This is a genomic window from Ensifer sp. ENS02, assembly GCF_014851885.1.
GTDB classification, from domain to species: Bacteria; Pseudomonadota; Alphaproteobacteria; order Rhizobiales; family Rhizobiaceae; genus Ensifer; species Ensifer adhaerens.
This window is the reverse complement of record NZ_JACVAO010000003.1, coordinates 18662-42982: the sequence shown is the minus strand read 5'-3', so window position 1 is coordinate 42982 and position 24321 is coordinate 18662. Positions and strand designations below refer to the sequence as shown.

Annotated in this window: 21 protein-coding genes; 6 read left to right on the top strand and 15 right to left on the bottom strand. The window is 62.9% G+C overall.

What is annotated here, in order from left to right; translation table 11 throughout:
* Positions 1-14: 14 nt before the first annotated feature.
* The 4 genes from IB262_RS07425 to mepA form a co-directional block, all read right to left on the bottom strand.
* Positions 15-1850, bottom strand: coding sequence for an ABC transporter ATP-binding protein (locus IB262_RS07425; protein ID WP_051659689.1), 1836 nt, complete (start codon positions 1848-1850; stop codon positions 15-17).
* Positions 1851-1962: 112 nt separating this feature from the next.
* Positions 1963-2982, bottom strand: coding sequence for a glucokinase (locus tag IB262_RS07420; protein WP_112977032.1), 1020 nt, complete (start codon positions 2980-2982; stop codon positions 1963-1965).
* A 112-nt stretch (positions 2983-3094) separates the two neighbouring features.
* On the bottom strand, positions 3095-3475 hold the full coding sequence (locus tag IB262_RS07415) for a methylglyoxal synthase (RefSeq protein ID WP_034805003.1): 381 nt from the start codon (positions 3473-3475) through the stop codon (positions 3095-3097).
* 105 nt (positions 3476-3580) lie between these two features.
* Complete coding sequence (gene mepA / locus IB262_RS07410; protein WP_112977007.1) at positions 3581-4633, bottom strand: penicillin-insensitive murein endopeptidase; 1053 nt, start codon at positions 4631-4633, stop codon at positions 3581-3583.
* A gap of 230 nt (positions 4634-4863) precedes the next feature.
* Between mepA and IB262_RS07405 the strand changes: the two genes are divergently transcribed.
* The 5 genes from IB262_RS07405 (at position 4864) to IB262_RS07385 (ending at position 11724) form a co-directional block, all read left to right on the top strand.
* Positions 4864-6723: an extracellular solute-binding protein gene (locus IB262_RS07405; protein ID WP_089043066.1), complete on the top strand. Its 1860-nt coding sequence runs from the start codon at positions 4864-4866 to the stop codon at positions 6721-6723.
* 177 nt (positions 6724-6900) lie between these two features.
* Entirely contained in the window at positions 6901-7983 is a 1083-nt protein-coding gene (locus IB262_RS07400; RefSeq protein ID WP_034805012.1) for a microcin C ABC transporter permease YejB, read from the top strand.
* Positions 7983-9119, top strand: a complete 1137-nt coding sequence (locus IB262_RS07395) for an ABC transporter permease (RefSeq protein WP_034805015.1) — start codon at positions 7983-7985, stop codon at positions 9117-9119. Before IB262_RS07400 ends, IB262_RS07395 begins: the two co-directional genes overlap by 1 nt.
* A gap of 8 nt (positions 9120-9127) precedes the next feature.
* Positions 9128-10756, top strand: coding sequence for an ABC transporter ATP-binding protein (locus IB262_RS07390; protein ID WP_034805312.1), 1629 nt, complete (start codon positions 9128-9130; stop codon positions 10754-10756).
* Between the two features lie 8 nt (positions 10757-10764).
* Positions 10765-11724, top strand: a complete 960-nt coding sequence (locus tag IB262_RS07385; protein WP_112977008.1) for a glyoxylate/hydroxypyruvate reductase A — start codon at positions 10765-10767, stop codon at positions 11722-11724.
* Between the two features lie 145 nt (positions 11725-11869).
* Here the strand turns inward: IB262_RS07385 and IB262_RS07380 are convergent, their stop codons facing one another.
* The 3 genes from IB262_RS07380 to IB262_RS07370 form a co-directional block, all read right to left on the bottom strand.
* Positions 11870-12724, bottom strand: a complete 855-nt coding sequence (locus IB262_RS07380) for an NlpC/P60 family protein (protein WP_112977009.1) — start codon at positions 12722-12724, stop codon at positions 11870-11872.
* Positions 12725-12730: 6 nt separating this feature from the next.
* Positions 12731-13081 carry a MarR family winged helix-turn-helix transcriptional regulator gene (locus tag IB262_RS07375; RefSeq protein WP_034805040.1) on the bottom strand — a complete coding sequence of 117 codons (351 nt, stop codon included), beginning with the start codon at positions 13079-13081 and terminating at the stop codon, positions 12731-12733.
* An 86-nt stretch (positions 13082-13167) separates the two neighbouring features.
* Positions 13168-14559 (bottom strand): M17 family metallopeptidase, encoded by a 1392-nt coding sequence (locus tag IB262_RS07370; RefSeq protein ID WP_112977010.1) that lies wholly within the window; start codon positions 14557-14559, stop codon positions 13168-13170.
* Between the two features lie 131 nt (positions 14560-14690).
* Between IB262_RS07370 and IB262_RS07365 the strand changes: the two genes are divergently transcribed.
* A complete protein-coding gene (locus tag IB262_RS07365; protein ID WP_112977011.1) occupies positions 14691-15515 on the top strand; it encodes a tetratricopeptide repeat protein in 825 nt (274 codons plus the stop codon).
* 169 nt (positions 15516-15684) lie between these two features.
* Here the strand turns inward: IB262_RS07365 and IB262_RS07360 are convergent, their stop codons facing one another.
* The 8 genes from IB262_RS07360 to IB262_RS07325 all read right to left on the bottom strand — a co-directional run bounded on the left by IB262_RS07360 (position 15685) and on the right by IB262_RS07325 (position 24258).
* Entirely contained in the window at positions 15685-16671 is a 987-nt protein-coding gene (locus tag IB262_RS07360; protein WP_060609557.1) for a type II secretion system F family protein, read from the bottom strand.
* A 9-nt stretch (positions 16672-16680) separates the two neighbouring features.
* Positions 16681-17691: a type II secretion system F family protein gene (locus tag IB262_RS07355; protein ID WP_060609560.1), complete on the bottom strand. Its 1011-nt coding sequence runs from the start codon at positions 17689-17691 to the stop codon at positions 16681-16683.
* 8 nt (positions 17692-17699) lie between these two features.
* The gene (locus IB262_RS07350) at positions 17700-19166 is read right to left on the bottom strand and encodes a CpaF family protein (protein ID WP_060580522.1); all 1467 of its coding nucleotides are present in this window, start codon (positions 19164-19166) and stop codon (positions 17700-17702) included.
* 17 nt (positions 19167-19183) lie between these two features.
* Complete coding sequence (locus IB262_RS07345; RefSeq protein ID WP_060580521.1) at positions 19184-20470, bottom strand: CpaE family protein; 1287 nt, start codon at positions 20468-20470, stop codon at positions 19184-19186.
* Positions 20471-20488: 18 nt separating this feature from the next.
* Positions 20489-21184 (bottom strand): CpaD family pilus assembly protein, encoded by a 696-nt coding sequence (locus IB262_RS07340; RefSeq protein WP_090296388.1) that lies wholly within the window; start codon positions 21182-21184, stop codon positions 20489-20491.
* A 56-nt stretch (positions 21185-21240) separates the two neighbouring features.
* Positions 21241-22818, bottom strand: a complete 1578-nt coding sequence (locus tag IB262_RS07335) for a type II and III secretion system protein family protein (RefSeq protein WP_060580520.1) — start codon at positions 22816-22818, stop codon at positions 21241-21243.
* The gene (gene cpaB / locus IB262_RS07330) at positions 22815-23624 is read right to left on the bottom strand and encodes a Flp pilus assembly protein CpaB (protein WP_034805067.1); all 810 of its coding nucleotides are present in this window, start codon (positions 23622-23624) and stop codon (positions 22815-22817) included. The genes IB262_RS07335 and cpaB overlap by 4 nt, the downstream gene beginning before the upstream one ends.
* Positions 23625-23745: 121 nt before the next feature.
* Positions 23746-24258, bottom strand: a complete 513-nt coding sequence (locus IB262_RS07325) for a prepilin peptidase (RefSeq protein ID WP_060580519.1) — start codon at positions 24256-24258, stop codon at positions 23746-23748.
* Positions 24259-24321: the final 63 nt, after the last annotated feature.

The window sequence follows — 24321 nt, the reverse complement described above, 5'->3', positions numbered from 1 at the left end:
TTCCTTCTTGTCCGCTAGTGAATTTCGGCGTCGGCCGGCGCTTCGGGCGCCTCGCCTTCAGGCGACTGCTCTTCCGAAGACTGGCCCTGGAGATTGTGGAGGCGAGCGTAGAGACCGTCCGGCCGCCGTGCAAGATCGACATGGGTGCCTTCCTCGACGACGGAGCCATCCTTCATGACGATGATCTTGTCGGCGTTGACGACGGTCGAAAGTCTATGCGCGATCACGATCACCGTCCGGCCATCCATCGCGTGGTCGAGCGCCTTCTGCACGGCGGCTTCCGATTCGGTATCCAGTGCGGAGGTAGCCTCGTCGAGCAGAAGGATCGGGGCGTTGCGCACAAGCGCACGTGCGATCGACAGACGCTGGCGCTGACCGCCCGACAGCGTCATGCCGTTCTCGCCGACCGGCGTATCGTAGCCCTGCGGCTGCGCCAAGATGAACTCATGGGCGTAGGCAAGCCGTGCGGCGTCCTCCACCTCGGCATCCGTTGCGTCGATGCGGCCGTAGCGGATGTTGTCGCGGATCGAGCCTTCGAAGAGATAGGGCTGCTGCGACACATAGGCGATGCCCTGGCGCAGCGACTGCTTGGTGACGTCGGCGATGTCCTGCCCGTCGATAAGGATCTGGCCGGATGCCGGATCGTAGAACCGTGGAATGAGGCTGATGACCGTGGACTTGCCGGCACCCGAGGGGCCGACCAGCGCGGTCGTCTTGCCGCCCTCGGCCACGAAGCTGACGCCCTTCAGCACCTCGTCGCCATTGGGATAGCGGAAGCGCACGTCACGCAGTTCGACAGCGGCATTCGTAAACGCCAGTTCCTTGGCATCGGCCTTGTCGCGCTGGTGCGGCACGGTGTCGAGGATCTCGTAGACCATACGGGCGTTGACGGCGGCGCGTTCGAGCGAGACCTGAAGGCGCGCCAGGCGGCGGGCCGGATCATAGGCCATGAGCAGGGCCACGACGAAGGCGAAGAATGCACCGGGCGGCACGTCGGCGTAGATGGCGCGGAAGGCCGAATAGGCAAGCACGGCCGAAATCGCCAGACCCGCGAAGGTTTCGGTCATCGGCGCGGTGCGCTCGCTCAGCCGCGCAATGCGGTTGGCGCGGTTTTCGGCCCGGTCGATGATCGTCTCGACTTTGCCGCGCAGCTCGCCCTCCATGGTGAAGGCCTTGACGATGGTGATGCCCTGAATGGTCTCCTGCATCGCGCCGAGAACACGGCTGTTGACCTCGATCGCCTCGCGCGTGGCCGAGCGCAAGCGCTTGGACACATAGCGCAGGCCCAGGAGCAGAGGAGGCGCTGCGACAAAGACGATGATCGACAGCAGCCAGTCCTTGGCGAACATGACGCCGACCAGGCCGATCAGCGTCAGCAGGTCGCGCGCGATCGAGGTAACGGTCAGATTGAGCACGTCGCGAATGCCGCTGACATTCTGGCTGATCTGGGCTGCGAGCTGCGCCGAGCGGGTCTCGTTGAAATAGCCGACGCTGAGCGCCATCAGATGGGCATAAAGGCGGCGCTGGTAGCGCGCGACGATGTTGTTGCCGATCTTCGAAAGCGCGACGGCCTGGCCATAGGTCGCAAAGCCGCGCAGCACGAAGGCGGCAAGGATTGCGCCGCAGACGAGCAGAACGATGTCCGCCCGCTTGTTGGCGAAGGCCTCGTTGATCACGGTTTCCATGATCGAGGCGGTAAAGCCGGTCGTCGCGGCGACCACGGCCAGGCAACTGATGGCGAAAACATAGCCGCGAATGTGGTCACGACCGTTTTCGGCAATCACCCGCTTGAGGATTCCGCTGATCGTATCGGAGTCGACCGCGTGCTGTTTTTTCTTGCTGGCGCTCAAAAAGCCCGTCTTCCCTGGAACCAATCTGGAGAGCCGGCATCCGGCCCGATCTTTCCCGGCGCTCTATAGTGGTTTGATATCGCTTTGGCGAGTCTTTGCGCGCGCAGCGGGCTCAGCTTCTCCAGCGGCGTCCTTCCGTTGCCACACCGAAATCCCTCGGTGTGCGGGCAAAGGCCGCCAATCCCGAGAGCGCCGCCATCGGGTGAATGACGGCAAAGGTGGGGATCGTCCGCATCAGCGCCGAGTGCGGCGCCTTGTCCTCGAAGGCAGCACGGAAGGGCGACTTCAAGAGCGCCGGCAGGATCTTCTGCGAGATGCCGCCCGCCAGAAAAACGCCGCCACGCGCCATGAAGATCAGCGCCATGTCGCCGGCGACCCGCCCGAGATAGGTCGAGAACAGCGAGATGGTCTCGATCGCCGCCCTGTCGCTGTCGGCCAGTGCGTGCGTCGTTACTTCCGCGGGGTCCGTCAGAACCGGGTCAACGCCATCGGCGGCGCAGACCGCGCGGTAAAGGTTCATGATGCCGCGGCCGCAGAGGATCTGCTCGCCGGCCATGCGGCCTTCGATCGGCTCGAGAAAGGGCCAGATCTGGAAGTCGCGTTCAGTGCGCGGACCGATATCGACATGTCCGCCTTCGCCCGGCACCGGGAACCAGGTGTGCTGGGCAAAGACCAGACCGCCGACGCCAAGGCCCGTTCCCGGACCCAGCACGACGCGGGAGGTCATCGGCCGAATGCTGCCGCCGCCGATCTGCACCAGATCCTCATCCGCCGGAGCGGCGACGGCAAGCGCCTGCGCCTCGAAGTCGTTGATGATGAGCACGTCTTCGAGGCCGAGGCTCGAAAGCATGTCCTTCGGCCGGATCACCCAGCCGGCGTTGGTTAACGGAATTTCGTCGCCCCGAATCGGACCAGCGACCGCCAGGATCGCCGAGCGCGGCTGCACCGAGGTCTTGTCGAGAATGCTCTTCTGCAGCGCCTCCTCGATCGTCTCGAAATCACCGGTCTTGATCGGCGGCAGCTGCTTCGGGTCGGCAAAAGCGTCGATGAGCAGGGCGAAGCGCGCATTGGTGCCGCCGATGTCGCCGATCAGGATCGGAAAAGGAAAGCTGTGTTCACTGGTGCCGGACATCGCAAGATCCATCCTGATCGTCATCTTGGGTTGCTGAACTGTCTATCAGACAGAACGGGATGAGGAAAAGTGCGGGAGGATCTCAGTAGAATCCGCCCGCCGGGAGCCCGCATCATCTGGGGTTCAGGTCGATCAACTGCTCGGCCGTTGCACGATTGAGCGCCATCGGAATGTCGTAGACGATGGCGAGGCGCATCAGCGCCTTGACGTCGACATCGTGCGGCATGGCGGTCAGCGGATCGACGAAGAAGATCAACAGTTGCACTTCGCCGGTGGCGATCATCGCGCCGATCTGCTGGTCGCCGCCGAGGGGGCCGCTTTTCAGCCGGGTGATATCGAGGCTTGGGCAGACGTCGAGGACGCGACCGCCGGTCGTGCCGGTGGCGACGATCCGCCAGTCAGCCAGAACCGTCTCGTGCGCCTTGGCAAAGTCCGCAAGATCGTCCTTCTTCTGATCATGCGCGATCAGCGCAACACATTTCCGATCCGCCATGCCGGGCCTCGCATCAATATTTAAATCGATTTGATTGCCCTATACATGAGCGCCACGGGAATGGGAAGGCTGATGCCTCCCCGCCCCGCTCGTGTGTCCTTAATCCTACTGCAGCGTCGGACGCGCCATTGGTACGGGGATATCGGCCGGAGGGACATCACCGGACGCACCGATCACCTGCTCGATGCTATCGTTCGCTGCGGCCGGCGCGGCAGCCCGGTAGGCCGTGCCAAAAGTGGCGGCGGCTTCCGAGGCCGGCGCCGGGCCGTTCAGGACCAGAGCGCAGGCCTTCGGCAAGTCGGCAAGCGTCGTCACCTTCGGCTTGACGGGCTTTGCGTCCGGCTTCTTCGTCGGCTTCGCCCATGGCTCGTCGGTGAACCACCAGGCCAGCGACTTGTCGCAGCCGTCGCCCGCCGGCACTTCCGCCTGATCCTTGCAGGTCGAAGCGCCGGCGGGGCACTTGATGCGGATGTGGAAGTGATAATCGTGGCCGTAGATCGGTCGGACCTTGCCAAGATTCGTGCGGTCGCCCGCCCAGGTATCGCAAAGCTTCTTCTTGATCGCCGGATTGACGAAGACGCGCTCCACCTGCGGGTAGCTCGCCGCCAGCATGATCAGCTGCGCGTGCTTCGGCGTCCAGATCGAACGGTCGACCGTCAGGAATTTGTTCTTCTGCAACATCGAGGTGGCGGAGATGTCCTCGCGCTCGCGATAGGTGAGCGTGCGTTGCGGCATCGGCGTCAGCCAGATATCGGCATCGAGCCCGATCTGGTGCGAGGCGTGGCCCGACAGCATCGGACCGCCGCGCGGCTGCGAGATATCGCCGAGCAACAGGCCCGGCCAGCCGACCTTGTCGGCGGCATCGTGGGAAAACTGCTCGATCAGCGCGATCATCTGCGGATGGCCCCAGCGGCGGTTGCGCGACAGCCGCATTGCCTGCCAGGTCGGCCCGTCGGTCGGGATGGCGACACCGCCGGCTAGGCACCCCTTCGCATAGAAGCCGTAGGAATTTGCCGCCATCTCGGCAGGCAGGGCCTTGGCGCCGAAAAGCGCCTTGGCCGGCGTTTCGTCCGCCGCGGCGTTGTCCGCGATCAGGAGGCTTGTTCCGAGCAGCAGCGCAAGAAACGCCGAGCCGCAACGTCGAAATGGAGCAATCATTGAATTTCGTCCCGTTTGTCTCGCGCCGAGCGGCGCCGATATGCGGCATGCCTCTCCGGCGAACCCCGATCCTAAGGCCCCGTCTTTGCCTCAGCCTTACGCGTTACAGCTTGTGAATCACCGGGATGTGACTCAAAAATTTGGCCTGATTTGCGGCAGTGCCTGTCATTTGCCCTGATTTCGCCTATGCTCTCGCAAAAGAAGTTTGAAATATAAGGGGTACCGGCTGGATGCCAAACTTCTGCAGGACCGTGAAACCTGGCCTCGCTGCCTCGCTACTGACAGCGGCGTTTCTTCTCCTCCCTCCTGCAGGCAATGCCCAAGAACAGCCCGTCTGGCGCTACGGAACATCGTCAATCGGTGAACTGAAATACAAGCCCGATTTTGCGCGCTTCGACTACGTCAATCCTGACGCTCCCAAGGGTGGAGAGCTGCGCCTGTCGGAGAGCGGTACATTCGATACCTTCAATCCAATTCTCTCCAAGGGCGAGGCGGCGAGCGGCGTAACCTCGCTCGTCTTCGATACGTTGATGAAATCGGCCGAGGACGAGATCACAACCGCCTATGGGCTGCTGGCCGAGGGCGTTTCCTATCCCGACGATATTTCCTCCGCGACGTTTCGCCTGCGCGCCGAGGCCAAGTGGGCTGACGGAAAGCCTGTGACGCCGGAGGACGTGGTTTTTTCGTTCGAAAAAGTGAAGGAACACAATCCGCTTCTGTCCAACTACTACCGCCACGTGGTTTCGGCGGAAAAGACTGGCGACCGCGACGTCACCTTCCGCTTCGACGAGAAGAACAACCACGAAATGCCGAACATCCTCGGCCAGTTCCCCATCGTGCCGAAACACTGGTGGGAAGGCGAGGACGAGAAGGGCAACAAGCGCGACATCAGCCGCACGACGCTGGAGCCGGTGATGGGCTCAGGCCCCTACAAGATTGCGTCGTTCCAGGCCGGCGGCTCGATCCGCTTCGAACGCAGGGACGACTATTGGGGCAAGAGCCTCAACGTCAATGTCGGGCAATATAATTTCGGCGTGATCAGCTATGCCTTCTTCAGCGACAGGAACGTGCAGTTCGAAGCCTTCCGCGCCGGCAACGTCGATTTCTACCAGGACAACAGCGCCAGTCACTGGGCGACCGCCTATGACTTTCCGGCGATGAAGGATGGCCGTGTGGTCCGCGAGGAGATCGAGAATCCGCTGCGCGCAGCCGGCATCATGCAAGCCTTCGTGCCGAACATGCGCCGCGACAAATTCAAGGATCAGCGCGTGCGCGAGGCGCTGAACTACGCCTTCGACTTCGAGGACCTGAACCGCAACCTCGCCTACAACGCCTTCCAGCGTGTCGACAGCTATTTCTGGGGCACCGAGCTTGCCTCCAAGGCTTTGCCGGAAGGACGCGAGAAGGCCATTCTGGAGGAACTGAAGGACAAGGTTCCTCCAGAAGTCTTCACCGCGCCCTACGCGAACCCGGTCAACGGCGACCCGCAGAAGGTGCGCGACAACCTGCGCAAGGCGCTGGCGCTGTTCAAGGAGGCGGGCTACGAACTCAAGGGCAACCGCCTGGTCAACGTAAAGAGCGGCGAGCCCTTCAGCTTCGAATTACTCTTGGCCAACCCGTCGTTCGAGCGCACCGTCACGCCGTTCATCAACAGCGTGAAGAAGATCGGCATCGATGCGCGCATCCGGACCGTCGACGATTCGCAATACACCAACCGCGTCCGAAGCTTCGACTATGACATGATCTACGGCATATGGGCGCAAACACTGGTACCCGGCAACGAGCAGATCGACTACTGGGGTTCGGCTTCGGTCAATCAGCAGGGATCGAGAAACTATGCCGGCATATCCGATCCGGCGATCGACGAACTCATCCGCAGGATCATCTTCGCGCCCAACCGCGACGAACTGGTGGCAACAACACGGGCCCTCGATCGCGTTCTTCTCGCCCATCACTTCGTGGTTCCGCTGTTCTACTCGCGCTCGGTTCGCGTGGCTTACTGGAACCAGCTCGCCCGTCCGCAGGAACTGCCCTACTACGGAATAGGCTTTCCGGACGCGTGGTGGTCGAAAAACGCCTCCCCCAAATGAAGTCCTTGCACTCGAATGGCGTCTCGATTCCAAATGCAAAAAAACGAATCACTGAAACAAGCCCCGATCCGGGCCTGACAGCCGCAAGGAGACACAGGGATTGAGACACCATAGACGGCTTGCCGACGCTTCGCCGGTCCGGGCCACCGCCCACACGTCGATCGAAAGGCCCGCCTGATGGGTGCCTACATCCTGCGCCGCCTGCTTTTGATGATCCCGACGATCTTCGGGATCATGGCGATCTCCTTCATCGTGGTGCAATTCGCGCCCGGCGGCCCGGTCGAGCAGGTGATCTCGGACCTGACCAATGCCGGCGGCTCCGATCGCCTGTCGGGCAGCAGCGGCGACCTGATGCAGGCCGGCGGCGACGAAGGCGGGCGCTATCGCGGCGCTCAAGGGCTTGACCCGGAGTTCATCGCCAAGCTCGAAAAGCAGTTCGGCTTCGACAAGCCGCCGCTCGAACGCTTCGCTACCATGATGTGGAACTATCTCCGCTTCGATTTCGGCGAGAGCTTCTTCCGCAACACCTCGGTGATCGATCTGATCAAGGAGAAGATGCCGGTCTCGATCTCGCTCGGGCTGTGGATCCTTCTATTCTCCTACGCGATCTCCATCCCGCTCGGCATCAAGAAGGCCGTATCCGACGGTTCGGCCTTCGACGTCTGGACCTCGGGCATCATCGTCATCGGCTACGCCGTGCCGAGCTTCCTCTTCGGCATCCTGCTGATCGTCGTCTTTGCCGGCGGCTCGTTCTTCGACTGGTTCCCGCTGCGTGGTATCGTCTCCGACAATTTCTGGGATTTGCCCTGGTGGCAGAAGATCCTCGACTACATCTGGCACATGACACTGCCGCTGATCACGCTGCTGCTCTCGGCCTTTGCGACGACGACGCTGCTCACCAAGAATTCCTTCATCGACGAAATCAAGAAGCAGTATGTAACGACGGCACGGGCCAAGGGCCTGACCGACGGCCAGGTGCTCTATGGCCACGTCTTCCGCAACGCCATGCTGATCATCATCGCCGGCTTCCCCGGCGCCTTCATCTCGGCCTTCTTCACCGGCTCGCTTTTGATCGAATACATCTTCTCGCTCGATGGCCTCGGCCGGCTCGGCTATGATTCGGTCGTCAAGCGCGACTATCCGATCGTCTTTGCCACGCTCTTCATCTTCTCGCTGATGGGCCTGCTCGTCAGCCTGCTGTCGGACCTCATCTACACCTGGGTCGATCCGCGCATCGATTTCGAGCGGAGGGACGTCTGATGGCAAGCCTCGCAACGTCCCCGACCGCTGTGGCGCCGCGTGGCTGGTTGTCGCCGGTCAACCAGCGCCGCTGGCAGAATTTCAAGGCGAACCGACGCGGCTACTGGTCGCTTTGGCTGTTCCTGGCGCTGTTCGGGCTCAGCCTGGTCGGTGAACTGATCGCCAACGACAAGCCGATCATCGCCTCCTACAAGGGCGAGCTTTTGTTCCCTGTCGTCATCGACTATCCGGAGGAAAAGTTCGGCGGCTTCCTGGCCGAGACCGACTATCGCTCCGACTTCATCCGCGACGAGATCGAGGCCAATGGCTGGATGATCTGGCCGCCGGTGCGCTATTCCTACCAGACGGTCAATTCCAACATCCCGCATTCGGCGCCGACCAAGCCGTTCTGGCTGATGGACAAGGAAGAGCGCTGCTCCGCCTACCCTGACAAAACCAACGACCGGAACTGCATCGTCGGAAACCTCAATTGGCTCGGCACCGATGACCAGGCCCGCGACGTCTTTGCGCGCATGATCTACGGCTTCCGCATCTCGGTGCTCTTCGGCCTGACGCTCACCATCGCCTCGGCGGTGATCGGCGTCACCGCCGGCGCCATCCAGGGCTATTTCGGCGGCTGGACCGACCTCCTGATGCAGCGCTTCATCGAGATCTGGTCGTCGATGCCGGTGCTCTACATTCTCCTGATCATCGCCGCGATCCTGCCGCCAGGCTTCTTCATCCTGCTCGGCATCATGCTCTTGTTCTCCTGGGTCGGTTTCGTCGGTGTCGTGCGCGCCGAGTTCCTGCGGGCTCGCAATTTCGAATACGTCAACGCGGCACGCGCGCTCGGCGTCGGCAATGGCACGATCATGTATCGCCACCTCCTGCCGAACGCGATGGTGGCGACGCTGACCTTCCTGCCCTTCATCCTCTCTGGCTCGATCACGACGCTGACTTCGCTCGACTTCCTCGGCTTCGGCATGCCGCCGGGATCGCCCTCGCTCGGCGAGATGATCGCCCAGGGCAAGTCCAACCTGCAGGCGCCCTGGCTGGGGCTGACGGCCTTCTGCGTCATGTCGCTGATGCTGTCGCTGCTGATCTTCGTGGGCGAAGCGACGCGCGATGCCTTCGATCCGAGAAAGACGTTCCGGTGAGCGCGACGATGACAGATCCAATCCTCTCCGTCCGTGACCTTTCCGTCGCCTTTCACCAGGGCGGCAACACCTCCGTTGCCGTCGACCATATCTCCTTCGACATCAGGCGCGGCGAGACCGTGGCGCTTGTCGGCGAATCCGGTTCGGGCAAATCGGTCTCGGCCAACTCGATCCTGAAGCTCTTGCCCTACCCGTCCGCCAGCCACCCGAGCGGCGAAATCGTCTTCAACGGCAAGGACCTGCTGAAAGCCAGCGATGCGGAGCTGCGCCACGCCCGCGGCAACGACATCACCATGATCTTCCAGGAGCCGATGACCTCGCTCAACCCGCTGCATTCGATCGAGCGGCAGATCGGCGAGATCCTCGAACTGCACCAGGGGCTGGAGGGTGCAGCGCGGCGCACGCGCATTCTCGAGCTGCTCAACCAGGTCGGCATCCGCGAGCCGGAGAAGCGGCTGAGCGCCTATCCGCACGAGCTCTCGGGTGGCCAGCGCCAGCGTGTGATGATCGCGATGGCGCTCGCCAACCGACCGGAACTCTTGATCGCCGACGAGCCGACGACCGCACTCGACGTCACCGTGCAGGCACAGATCCTCGAGCTGTTGAAGACGCTCAAGGATGAGCACGGCATGTCGATGCTGTTCATCACCCATGACCTCGGCATCGTGCGCAAGATCGCCGATCGGGTCTGCGTCATGACCAAGGGCAAGATCGTTGAAACGGGACCGACCGCCGAGATCTTTGCCAATCCGCAGCATGCCTACACCCGCCATCTGCTCGCCTCCGAGCCGAAGGGCAATCCGCCGCCGTCTGACGCGTCGAAGCCGATCGTGATGGAAGCCTCTGAGATGAAGGTGTGGTTCCCAATCAAGGCGGGATTCCTGCGCAAGGTGGTCGATCATGTGAAGGCCGTCGACGGCATCGATCTGAAGCTGCGTGCAGGCCAGACACTCGGCGTCGTCGGCGAATCCGGCTCCGGCAAGACGACGCTCGGGCTTGCGTTGACGCGGCTGATCTCGTCGAAGGGTCGCATCGCCTTCATCGGCAAGGACATCGACCGCTACAGCTTCAACGAGATGCGGCCGCTTCGAAACCGGATGCAGATCGTCTTCCAGGATCCCTACGGCTCACTCAGCCCGCGCATGTCGGTGGCCGATATCATCGCCGAGGGCCTGAAAATCCACGAGCGCTCCCTATCCGACAACGAGCGCGACGCCCGCGTCGCGGCGGCGCTCGAAGAAGTGGGCCTCGATCCCGCGACCCGCTGGCGCTATCCGCACGAGTTCTCCGGTGGCCAGCGGCAGCGCATCGCCATTGCCCGCGCCATGGTGCTTAAGCCGCAATTCGTGATGCTCGACGAGCCGACCTCGGCGCTCGACATGAGCGTGCAGGCGCAGGTGGTCGACCTCCTGCGGGACCTGCAGAGCAAACACGACCTCGCCTATCTGTTCATCAGCCACGACCTCAAGGTCGTGCGCGCCCTTGCCAACGAGATGATCGTGATGCGCATGGGCAAGGTGGTTGAGCAGGGCCCGGCCGAACGCATCTTCAATGCCCCGAGCCAGGACTACACGAAGGCGCTGATGGCTGCCGCCTTCAACCTCGAAGCCGTCAACTTGACCGCGATCCGTCAATAGGTGCCCGAATGTCCGCAAAAAGCCCCGTCATCGTCGATCTGAAGTTCATTCCGGAGGAGGTCGAGGCGGCGCTTCGCGGGGCCTTCCCGGATCGCGAGGTGATCAACCGCGCCGATGCCGTGCACCACAACCGCGACCTCTCCGGCATCGACTATGCAGTCGTCTGGAAATCGGCACCGGACCTGTTCGACCGGGCGCCGGATCTCAAGGTGGTGTTCTCCGGCGGCGCCGGCGTCGACCACGTCCTGACCTTGCCGGGCCTTCCCGAAGTGCCGCTCGTGCGCTTCGTCGACCAGACGCTGACGACGCGCATGAGCGAATGGGTGGTCATGCAGTGCCTCATGCACCTGCGCCAGCACCGCACCTACGAGGCGCAGGCGGCGAAACGCGAATGGCGCGACCTGACCCAGCCGGAAGCCGCCGACATCACCGTCGGCATCATGGGCATGGGCGTGCTTGGCCAGGACGCCGCCCGCAAGCTCTCGGCCATGGGCTTCAAGGTCATCGGCTGGTCGCGCAGCAAGCGCGACGTCGCCGGCATCGAGACCTTTGGCGGCAACGAACTCGACAGCTTACTGGCACGCAGCGACTTCCTTGTCGGCCTGCTGCCGCTGACGCCGGACACCCGCGGCATTTTCAACCTGCGCCTGTTTGCAAGGCTCAGCCGTAACGGCCCGTTCGGCGCGCCTGTCTTCATCAATGCCGGCCGCGGCGGTAGCCAGGTCGAAGCGGACATCCTGAAGGCGCTCGACAGCGGCGTGCTCGCTGGTGCCTCGCTCGACGTTTTCGAGCAGGAGCCGCTTGCCCAGGACAGCCGCTTCTGGACCCTGCCCAACGTCTACGTCACACCGCACGTGGCGGCATCCTCCGACGTCAAGGCCCTCTTCCGCCATGTGGAGCAGCAGATCGCCCGCTTCGAAGGCGGACAGGCGCTCGAACACGTCGTCGACAAAGTAGCCGGCTACTGATCCAGCGAAAGCGAGGTGCGACGCTTGCCACGCCGAGCCTCCTGGCAGAGACGCAGCGTCGCATTCTGCGACGTGAACGGGTGTTTTGCCTTCATCGGCTACGATTGCGGAGGCTCGCGCCCCCCTACGCTCCGTTTGCGGGCGCTCAGGGACGGCGGTAGCCCGTCGGCTGCTCATAGAGCCAGCCAATCCGCTCGATCGAGGCCTCCAAGCCCTCTCGCGCAACCGTCATCGTGTGACCGTTGGCGTGGATCAGGGTTTCGTCGTCCTCCATCAGCGCGACGTGCCCTTTCCAGAAGACGAGGTCGCCGCGTGTGAGCTCTTCGCGCCCAATCGGCGTTCCCAACCCCGTCCCCTGCATGTCGGAATCGCGCGGCGCCTGCCTGCCGACCATCATCATCGACAATTGCACAAGGCCGGAGCAATCGATGCCGAAGCCGGAACGCCCGCCCCAGAGATAGGGTGTTTCGACGAAGCGGGCAGCGACCGAGACATAGTCTCCCGGCACGACACTGCCGACCTCGATGCAGTGATTGGCGATGACCGCCTGGCCGCCGTCGAGCAGAAAGTAGCGCGTGCCCCTCGTTTCGCGTTCATCGACAACCGTCAACCGGCTGCCCATCGACAGCGGATAGACCGTCGGGAAACGCAGATCATGGCCGGTATAGACGAAGGTGCGCGGCGCCGTCACGATATGGGTCGGGCTCTTGACCACCGGCGCAAGGCAATATTCCGGAAGATAGCCGACATAGCCGTCGAGATCGGCCTTCACCCAACACCAGCTTTCGTTGGTGTCGAGTACCCGAACGGATTCGCCGAGCAGCAGCTCGGTGTCGGTGCCGCAGGCGAGATCGGGCTTGGCCCGCAGGGGCGCAACCGGAACAGAGATGCGCGCAACGCTTCCCTCGACGTAGCGTTCGGCTTGCACGACACCGCGTAGCCGGCTCTCTGCGAGGTCGGGGCGATAGGCGTTCAGGCGGCGATCGGGCGGTGTCGACATGTCTACTCACTTCAGCTGCTTGCGGCCCTGATCAATGATCAGGTCACCGAATTTTTCAAGATAGAGAGCACCCTCGACTGTCCTTTTGATGACGACGTTGCGGCGATCACGCTCGTCGCGGGTGCGATCGACAAGTCCAAGCGCTCCCATGGTGTCGAGCGCGCGGGTGATGACCGGCTTGGTGACCCCAAGCGTCGCCGCCAATCCACGCACGGTGTGCGGCGGCGGCACGAGGTAGATGTGCAGCAGGATCGCCAGCTGCCGCAAGGTCAGGTCGCGGCTGTCGACGCGAACCTGGGCGAGCGACACCGAATGCCAAAGCCCGAGGGCCTGGGAGGGCGTTAGCTCGATCGGCAATGGCGGCTCCTACGCGTGATACTGATCCGCCACGATAGCGGCGGATCGTTACGCAAGCGTTTCTTTGCCGGTTACGCTGGTTGCGGTTACCTCGTCATCTTCTCGACGTGCTGGTAAAGCGCACGGATTGCCTGCGCCTCCCCGCCAACCGTCGAATGCGGGCGCTCGGACGGAGCCCAGCCGAAGATATCGAAATGGACCCAGCTCTTGGCGTCGGTGACGAAGCGTCGGAGGAAGAGTGCCGCGGTGATCGATCCGGCCATGCCGCCCGCAGGCGCGTTGGTGAGGTCGGCGATGCGGGCCGAGACATCCTTGTCGTAGCCGTTATAGAGCGGCATGCGCCACATCGGATCGTCGACCTCGAGGCTTGCTTCCGTCAGATCGTGGGCCAGATCGGCATCGTCGGTGAAGAAAGGCGGCAGATCCGGGCCGAGCGCGACGCGCGCGGCACCGGTCAGCGTCGCCATGTCGACGAGCAGATCCGTCTTCTCTTCGTCGGCATAGGCGAGCGCGTCGGCAAGGATCAGCCGGCCTTCGGCATCGGTATTGTCGATCTGCACCGTCAGGCCCTTGCGGCTGCGATAGATGTCGCCGGGCCGGAAAGCATTGGCGGAAATAGAGTTTTCGACCACCGGCACGATGACGCGCAGATCCACCTTGAGCTTGGCGTCCATGATCATCAGCGCCAGGCCAAGGACGTTGGCGGCACCGCCCATGTCCTTCTTCATCAGCAGCATGGAGGCCGACGGCTTGATGTCGAGACCGCCGGTATCGAAGCACACGCCCTTGCCGACGAGCGTTACCTTCTTGTGGCCCTTCTTGCCCCAGCGCAGCTCCAGCAGGCGCGGAGCCTCGGCGCTGGCGCGGCCGACGGTGTGAACCAGCGGGAAGTTCTGCGTCAGCAGCGCTTCGCCGGTTATGACCGAAACATCGGCCTTGTAGTGGGCGGCAAGCGCGCGGAACGCGCCTTCGAGCGCTTCCGGTCCCATGTCGTTGGTCGGCGTGTTGATGAGGTCACGGGCGAGGAACACGCCGGCGAGCTGGCGCTTGATGTCGGTCGCGTCCGCATCGGCGGGGATGAGCAGCGTCGGCGGTTCACCCTTGGCGGACTTGTAGCGCTCGAAGCGATAGGAGCCGAGGCCGTAGCCGAGCGCCAGCCGGTTGGCCGTCAGCGGTGCCGTTTCGATATGCCATTTGCCGGCCGGCAGCGCCCGCGCCAGCTTGCCTGCGAGGAACGGCGCTTCCGACGGGTTGCTGCCGAGGCCGAAGAGCGCGCCGCCAAGATGGCCGTCGGCGGACGGGATCAACAGCACCGCGCCGGACTCGGCCGTAAAGCCTGCCTTGCGCGCCCAGTCCAAAGCGATCGGGTCGATCGTCCCCGTCTCGATATGCGCCGGCGTGACGGCGAAGATCGGCAGGGTCTTGCCGGCGCTGGTGTTGAACGGCGAAGGCCGCTCGATGAACTGATAGGGAGCCATGAAAGTCCTCGGCTGACAGAGATGGAATCGCGCCATTAACGCTCTGTTAGGGTTAACAGATTATTGCTGGAGTGAAAGTTGCGCCGGTGTTGTCTGAAGTTCAGGTGCGCGAATGCATGCTGGGGACACACATGGCCAAATATACGACCTCATCCTCGAGACACGCCCGTTTCTTGCAGGGCGCGGCAATCGCGCTGGTGGCGCTTTCGCTTGCCGGCTGCGCCAACCAGCCGAAGAAGGAACTGACGACGGGGTCGATCTCCAGAACGTCAAAACCGGTGCAGTCGATGACCGCGCCTGAGCTTTCGGCCGCTGCCGAAAGCATCGGCCAGGCCTATGAAAAGAACCCCAAGGATCGCGAAGCGGGCCTCAACTATGCCAATCTCCTGCGCATGACCGGCCGCAATGAGCAGGCGCTTGCGGTGATGCAGCAGGTCGCGATCAACCATCCGTCGGACCGCGAAGTGCTCGGCGCCTACGGCAAGGCACAGGCCGCCGCCGGTCAGCTCGAGCAGGCGCTTGCGACAATCGGCCGGGCGCAGACACCCGACCGTCCGGACTGGAAGCTGAAATCGGCCGAGGGCGCAATCCTCGACCAGCTGGGCCGCGCCCAGGAGGCGCGACTACGCTACCGCGAGGCTCTCGACCTCAAGCCGAACGAGCCGTCAGTACTCTCCAATCTCGGCATGTCCTATCTTTTGACCAAGGACCTTCGCACCGCCGAAACCTATCTCAAGTCGGCGGCAAGCCAGCCCGGCGCCGACAGCAGCGTGCGCCAGAACCTCGCGCTCGCCGTCGGCCTTCAGGGCCGCTTCCAGGAAGCCGAGACGATCGCCCGCCAGGAACTTTCCAGCGAGCAGGCGGAAGCGAACGTCGCCTATCTGCGCTCAATGCTGTCGCAGCAGGGCGCATGGAAAGAGCTCGCCAAGGCCGACGACAAGAAGGTCGCCAACTAAGGCGCGCCGCGTTCTTCAGAGACGCTCTTGGCGCCTCTAGCGCTTCCCATCTACCGCTACCGTCATCCGCAAAGTCAGCCGCGCACATTTGCGCGGCATGCCTTTGTCCGCCACCGCGCAAGCGGTTTTCGAACCCATGTTTGTAGAGCGCCGACAGCGGCGCCGCTGCCTAGAATTTGTCGGCGACCTGGATGCCGGCCGGTCCAAGGATGACGGCGACCAGCACCGGCAGGAAGAACAGGATCATCGGCACGGTCAGCTTCGGCGGCAGGGCAGCCGCCTTCTTCTCGGCTGCCGTCATGCGCTGGTCGCGGCTTTCCTGTGCAAGCACGCGCAGAGCCTGGCCGATCGGCGTGCCGTAGCGGTCCGCCTGGATCAGCGCCTGGACCACGGACTTCACCTCTTCGAGGCCGGTGCGCTGCCCGAGATTTTCAAGCGCAACCCGGCGGTCGGGCAGGAACGACAGTTCCGCCGTCGTCAGCACCAGCTCTTCCGCCAGCGGCTGCGACTGCGAGGCCACTTCGTCGGCGACGCGACGCATCCCCAGTTCCATCGACACGCCCGATTCGACGCAGATCAGCAGGAGATCCAGCGCATCCGGCCAGGCCCGACGTATCGATGCCTGGCGCTTGGAGACGGCGTTGGCCACCACGATATTCGGCGCGTAAAAGCCGACATAGGCAAAGCCAATCGCGAAGAACAGCCGTACCATCAGCGGCTTGTCGGCAAAATTGCCGAGCACGAAGATGTAGACGAGCGCGACGATCAGGAACAGGAAGGGCAGGCAGAAGCGCGCGAACAGGAAGGTGTTGAGCGCGTTCTGCGAACGGAAGCCGGCCATTTTCAACCGGTTGACCGTGTTGTCGTCGACGAGCGCCGAGCGCAGGTTGAGCCGCTCGACGACCTGCCGGATGGAGGCGTTGTTCTGCCCCCGCAGGCTTGCCCTGCCGTTTTGAACCTCGGTGGCAAGCCGCGCGCGCTCGCGCGCCCGGATCTGTTCGCGCTCGGTGGCAACGGACTTCATCCGCTTCCCGAGATCGCCGCGATCGAACAGCGGCACGATCAGCGAATAGAAGGTTGCGAGCACGGCGAGCGAAACCAGAATGGCGACGACGACGTTGGGATCGGTCAGGGTCTTGATCAGGTCAGTGCTCATCGACGCCCCTCAGATGTCGAAGTTGATCATGTTGCGCATCACCCAAATGCCGATGCTCATCCAGAACAGGCCGGCACCGATGATCAGATGACCGCGGGGGTCGGTGAAAAGCACCATCATGTAGGCGGGTGATGTCAGGTAGACCAAAAGCGTGACGATGAACGGCAGGGCGCCGATGATGCAGGCCGAGGCCTTGGCTTCCATCGACATGGCGCTGACCTTCGCCCGCATCTTCCTGCGCTCGCGCAGGACCCTGGACAGGTTGCCGAGAGCTTCCGAGAGGTTGCCGCCCGCCTGCGCCTGGATGGCGATCACGATGGCGAAGAAATTCACCTCCGGCAGGGGAATGCTGTTGACCATACGGGCGCAGGCCTCGGTCACGCTCAGGCCCACCTGCTGGGATTCCACCACGCGGCGAAACTCGGTCTTGACCGGCTCCTGGCCGTCGGCGGCGATGAGGCGCAGTGCGTCGTTCAAGGGAAGGCCCGACTTGATGGAGCGGACCATGACTTCGAGCGCGTTCGGGAATTCCTCAAGGAACTTCTTGCAGCGCCGCTTGACCAGGTAGCCGATGAACCAGCGCGGCAGGCCGAGACCGGCGATCATGCCAAAGCCGACGGCAATGGGGAGCCCGGCGCCCAATATCAGCACGACCAGAAAGGCGAAAAAACCGAAGAGCGCGCTGAACAGATAAAAGCGCCCGATGGAGATCGACAGGTCCGCCTGGGTGAGACGCACCTTCATCGAGGGGGTGGCTTTGGCCGAGCGCTCCTGCTGTTTCTTTTCCAGTTCCTTCAGCGAATCCTGGACGGATTTTCGCCGTTTCGACAGTTCGCTCACGCGGTCGCGTGCGGCCTTCATCTTGGCGCGGTCGGTTTCCGCCACGCTGATCTTGCGCACGCGGCCTTCCGCCTTCTTTTCGCTTTCGATGCGCGAGAACAGCAGGCCGTAGGCAAGCGCCGCCGCCGATATGGCGACGAGGGCCGCTAGCGCCAGAACGGTGATGTCTATCCCGAACATCGCAGCTCCTAGCCCTTGTCCATCGCGTCGAGGGTCGCGGCCAGTCGCTTGTCCTCGTTGAAGTAGCGCGCGCGATCCCAGAAGTGCGGCCGGCCGATGCCGGTCGACATATGGCGGCCGATGATCCGCCCGCCGGCGTCTTCGCCATCGATCTCGTAGCGCATCAGGTCCTGGGTGATGATCACGTCGCCTTCCATGCCCACCACCTCGGTGATGTGGGTGATGCGGCGGGAACCATCGCGAAGGCGGGACGCCTGGATGATCACGTCCACCGATCCGGCGATGATCTCGCGCACGGTCTTTGCAGGCAGCGTATAACCGCCAAGCGCGATCATTGATTCCATGCGGCTCAAGCATTCGCGCGGCGTGTTGGCGTGGATGGTTCCCATCGAGCCGTCATGGCCGGTGTTCATCGCCTGCAGCAGGTCGAAGACTTCCGGGCCACGCACTTCGCCGACGATGATGCGTTCGGGGCGCATGCGCAGGCAGTTCTTGATGAGATCGCGCATGGTGATCTCGCCTTCGCCTTCGATGTTCGGTGGCCGGGTTTCGAGGCGCACGACATGCGGCTGCTGCAATTGCAGTTCGGCCGTGTCTTCGCAGGTGATCACGCGCTCATCCGTGTCGATATAGCGTGTCAGGCAATTGAGAAGCGTCGTCTTGCCCGAGCCCGTGCCGCCCGAAATGACGATGTTGCAGCGGACGCGACCGATAATCTGCAGGAGAACGGCGCCCTCTGGCGTGATCGAGCCGAAGCGGACCAGCTGCTCGAGCGTCAGCTTGTCCTTCTTGAACTTGCGGATGGTCAGCGCCGTGCCGTCGATGGCGAGCGGTGGGGCAATGACGTTGACGCGGGACCCGTCCGGCAGGCGGGCGTCGCAGATCGGGCTCGATTCGTCGACGCGGCGGCCGACCTGGCCGACGATGCGCTGGCAGATCGAAAGAAGCTGCGCGTTGTCGCGGAACCGGATTTCCGATTCCTGCACTTTACCGGCGACTTCGATGAAGGTCTGGCCGGCACCGTTGACCATGATGTCGGCGATGTCGTCGCGGGCAAGCAACGGTTCGAGCGGACCGTAACCCAGAACGTCGTTGCAGATATCGTCGAGCAGTTCCTCCTGCTCGGAGATCGACATCGCGAAGTTCTTGATCGTGATGATGTCGTTGACGATATCGCGGATTTCCTCGCGCGCGCTCTCGGTATCGAGCTTGGCGAGCTGCGACAGGTCGATCGTGTCGATCAGCGCGGAGAAGACCTGCGATTTCGTGTCGTAGTAGTCTTCCGTCCGCGCCTGCCGCCGTCTTGCCGGCGGGGCGGGCGTCGGCACTCTGGCGCTGGCGGAGGGCGTATCGGCGAGTACCGGCACGGCGCGCTCGACCACCGGCGCTTGCACCGCAGCCACGATCGGCGGAGGGGCGGAAACCGGGGTGCCGCCGCCTTTGCCGAAGCCTTCGTTTCCGCGCTTGCCAAACATCTGCGTAATCCTACTTCCTATTTCCTGCCGAGCGCTGCAAGCATCTTGCCGAGGCCGCCGCGCCGGGCCTTCTTCATCGTCACGCGGCCGGTCAGAAGATGTGCGAGCTGCGAGAAGGTTTCAGCGGCCGGCGCTTTCTTGTCGATTTCGGCGATCATCCGCCCGCTGTTCGAAGCGTTACCGAACAGAGCCGCGTCGAAGGGAATGATGGCCGCGGCTTCGATTTCCAGCGAATCGCAGAACTCGTTGGCGGCAATCTCCGGCCGCTTCGGCATGCCGACCTGGTTCAGCACCAGGTGGGGCGCCTTGTCGTTGGGGCGCAGCCTCTTCAGGGCGTCGAGCAGGTTCTTGGTGTTGCGCAGGCTGGCAAGATCGGGGATCGCCGTGATCACCACCTCGTCGGCTTCGCCGAGCACGGACCGTGTCCAGTCCGTCCACAGGTGCGGAATGTCGAGAACGGAAACGGGGGCGCTGCGCTGCAGGATCTCGAGGATCGGGTGGAAAGCCCCGGTCTCGAAGTCATAGGCGCGGTCGAGCATCGAAGGTGCCGCCAGCAGCGACAGGTGCTCGGAGCACTTGGTCAGCAGACGGTCGAGAAACACCTCGTCCAGGCGCTCCGGCGCAAAGACCGCCTCGGCAATGCCCTGCGGCGGATCCTGGTCGAAATCGATGTTGGCGGTGCCATAGGGCAAGTCGAGATCGGCGAGAATCGTTTCGGTCGAGAACAGGCTGGAGATGCCCCAGGCACAATTGTGCGCGATCACGGACGATCCGCAGCCGCCCTTCGCACCGATGAAGGCGATGCTTCGCCCCAAGGGTTCGGCATCCGGGTCGACGAAGATCGCCGAAACGGCAGTGAGAATGTCCGGCATCGAAACCGGCGCGACCATGTATTCGGAAATGCCGTTGCGGATGAGTTCGCGGTAGAGCCCGATATCGTTGTGCTTGCCGACGAGGATCACCTTGGTGCTGGGATCGCAGACTTCCGCCAGCGGTGCCAGTTCGGTCAGCAGCGAACGCGGTTCCGTCGCCGTCTCGAGAATGATCAGGTTGGGCGTCGATACGGTCGCGAACATGTTGGCGGCGGCATCGATGCTGCCGCTGTTGATGCGCAGGCTCACCTTCGCCATGCGCCGATCCTGGCCGCACCGCTCCATCAGCCGCAACATCGCGTTGCTTTCGCAAAACGCGTGGATCGAAATCCGCGGCAACGGACGAACCTGCTCCAGATCGCTCATACGCGCATCGAAGGACGGGTCGTCCCCCTCGGTCCCAGTCTCGATCCTGTAATCGATGGTACTCATCTTTTCATCCAGCCGATATCAGTTGAAGGTGATGACCGTGCCGTCCTTCTTCTCGGTTCCACGCCAATCCGTGATCACCTGGCCGCGCTGCTCGGCGTCGATCGGCGACATCTGACGCGGACCGAGGAGGTCCGTCGGGTTGGCAAGCTGGGCCGCCAGGTTCGATTGCGAGGCGCAACCGAAGTTGTAGTAGTTCTTGTTTTCCATGGTGTTGAGGTTCATGTCTTCCGGCCAGGTGCCGCAAGGTCCCGTCTGCGCCGTGATCGCCACATAGCTCAGACGGATAGGGGCCGCGTCGCCATAGGGTCCGGCGTCGTAGCTCGTCTCCAGCAACCTCTTGGCCGGTACGCCGGCATTCACCAGCACCCCGCGGATTTCCCGGCGCATCGCCTGGGCGGCGTGGCTGTTGGCAGCGCCCCGCGGCATCATGATCTGCACGACGCCGCTTGCCGAGTTGCGATAGTCGGCCGCAAAACCGGCGATGACATCGCGCGTGCCCTGAGTAAGACGGCGATCGCCCGAGGCGATCGGGATATCGATGACGCGTTCCCCTTCGGCGAGCACAATCGGATGCCGGGTGCGGTAGTCGTCGGGGATGGAGCCGGTCGCCAGATTGTCCCTCGTGCCGCAACCGGCAAGCAGGGCACCGGCCAGCACCAGGACGGCTGCCCGGCTCGTGCGACGGATGAATGTTCCGGACGGACCTGAGGACATGGCGTTCGGCCTTTCGGAATTCACGTGGAAATCGGTTCGAAGCGTCATGACCCAGCCTATTTGTAGATGAAGCCAACGTTGCCGTGGTAACGGCCTGCCGGAGCGGTCGCTTCCGGCCGTCCGTAAATGCGGTTCACGCGGCCGAGGAAGTAACTGTCGAGATCGTTGGCCGGATTGAAGTTGTCGTCAGGCCGGGAGATCGCGCTTCTGGCAACCGGACGGACCAGATAGGGCGTGGCGATGATGACCAGTTCGGTCTCGTTGCGCACGAAGTCCTTGCTGCGGAACAGCGTGCCGAGGACCGGGATCTTCGAAGCGCCCGGCAGGCCAGACATCGCCTGGCGAATGTTGTCCTGAACCAGGCCGGCGATCACGATCGAACCACCGGACGGCAGTTCGACGCTGGTCGATGCCTCACGCTTGCGGATGCCGAGGAAGGTGTTGCCGGGGATCGCGTTCTTGCCGTTGCCGGTGACGACCGATCCCTCGTAGGTAGGCTCGGAGACATTCGTCTCGATCTTCAGGCTGATGCGCCCGGGGCCGAGGACGACCGGCTTGAAGTTCAGGCGGATACCGTATTCGACATCGTTGACTTCGCGTGTAACCTTTTCCTCGCCGGTCTTGTCATCAGTCGTGACTTCCTGGGTTCCGGGCAGGCGAAACTCGCCGCCGACGTAGAATTTGGCTTCTTGGCCCGAAATCGCCGTCAGGCTTGGCTCAGCCAGCGTCCGCATGACGCCGGCCTGCTCCATCGCGTTGATGTAGCTGGAGATCACCGTGCCGCCGACCGTCTTGTTGATGATCGCGTTCACGCCGACGCCGACCGCATCGCCGAGGTTGGCCGGGTTTCGGAAAGCAATCCCGCTTTCGCCGTCGCCAACACGGCCGTTGAAGCCGAGCTGTTTCAGCACCTGGCGGCTGACCTCGGCCACGGTGACCTTGAGATTGACCTGGTCGTCGCCATCGATGGTCAGGAGATTGACGATCTGCGACACCTGCCGGTCTTCGGCGAAAATATCGGCGTCACCATTGTTGCCCTGGGCCGTGATGTTGCGCGTGGTCGCCTCACCGCCCTGAAGGAAGGCCTTGGCAAGGTCGACGGCACGGGTGGAATCGAGCGGTGTGCGCACGGTGCCGGTCAGCACGATGTTGTCCGAGACGATCTCGACGTTGATATCGGCGTCCGGAATGAAGCGGCGCAGGTTGGACTGAAGGCTGGAGACATCGCGTTCGACCTCGATGTCGAGGGAGACGATCTCCTCGCCATTGGGACCGAAGACGAAGATGTTGGTCTGGCCGACCGACTTGCCGAAGAGGTAGATGCGCCGCGACGTACGGGTCACGGCGTCGGCGAGAGACGGGTCGGCAACGAGGATATCATGCGCGTCTGCAGGCAAATCGACGACTACGGCCTTGTTCAAACCGAGGCTGACCTTCTTCTTCACGCCGGGGCCGCTTTCGACTATGCGGACGACCGAGGACGCGCCGGCAAAAGCTTCCGTCGGCGCCGGCAGATACATGCCGGTAGCCGCCAGGCAGAATGATAGGCCGGCTGCGACAGACGCCCGAAATTTGTTTCCGCTCCGTTTCACCTTATGCCCCGTTCTCACCTGGTTCCTGCTCGTGTCTGTCATTGCTGCGTCTGGCCGACCGTTCCATCGCCCTTGACGATGGAGCCGGACTTGATGACCTGAATGTTCGGTTGGCCGTCACCGCTCAGCAGATAGTCCGCGGCGTCCGTGTCAGACTCCTGCGCATCGGCGACGCTTCGGAGCGCCAGCGAAATACGTTCCGCCATCTGCTGCGCAACCGTCATCACCTTCGACTGGTCGGGCGTAAGTTCCAGCGTGGCCGTGGTTCCAACCACCGCCTTGGTGCCGTCATCCTTTTCCTCGACCTGCTGGTCGATCGCGAGCACACGCACATTGCTGAGCACGGTTTCGGTCAGGTAGAGTTCGCCGTCACCCTTGCGCACCATGATCACGTCGACGCGGTCGTTCGGCAGGATGAAGCCACCGGCACCGGTTGCGACCGTGATTTCGGTCGCAACGGCGCGCTTGCCCGCCGGCAGCAGCGACGACATGATGCGGCTGGACGAATCTGCCACCTTTTCGTGGCGCACGGGTTCGCCGTTGAAGATCGGCAGACGCACGACCGCGCCGCTCAGATCATCGATCGCGGTCGGCTGATTTTCTTCGGTAATGATGCCATCGACCACACCGTCCTTCGGCCAAGCCATCCATTGGATGCTGTCGCCGCCCAGTCGCGATCCGACGGGCAGGCTCTTGCTGGCGACAAGCACGTTGACGGTGGGGGCACGCTCGACGACCGGTTCAGCCATCTGCGGCGCAGGCGCGCCCGTCAGCCTCATCGCCAAAAGACCGGCCATCGCAGCCGAGAGAACGGCCACTGCCAGTATGATGATGCGAACCGGTTTCATGATTGTTTCCGAGCCCCGAAGAAATGCCAGGCTCAGATTGATCAGGAATTGGTGTAATTATGGTTAACGGATTACTTATGAGCGCAGTTAACGAAAGCTGACCAGTCGGCCCAAAGGTCTCTCAAGTCAGCCGCGCGAAGGCCGCCTCCATAAGCGGCGACGAGGGATAGGCGGCAAAGCCCCCAAGCGCGATCGCGATCCCGTAAGGAATTTTCTTGGCCGTGAGCAAAAGCTGCGGGAAAGGAATGCCGCTCGCAAGGAGCGTATCCTCCTGCTGGCGCAACAAAAGCACCGCGAGCGTCAGCACGCCGCCGAAGATCGAGACATAGAGCAGGAAGGCCGTCAACGACGACGTCAGGCCGAACCAGATGGCGCAGGCCGTCAGGAGCTTCGCGTCCCCGCCGCCCATCACGTTCGTCGCAAACAGGGCAAAACATGCGGCAAAGACTGCGGCGGCCGCGAGCACATGCAGGCCGATCTCGGCGAACCCCAAGCCGGACATTGGCGCCACCAGGAAAAAGGCACCAAGCAGGATCACCGAAACACGGTTCGGGATCGTCATCGTCAGCAGGTCGGAAAACGCCGCAAATCCCAGGCAAAAGGGAAAGACTACGAAAATGGCGGCTTCAGTCATATTCACGGCCTCCCGAAATCAGATGCACGCGATCTGAGATCCGATCGCAGTATCCATAGATAC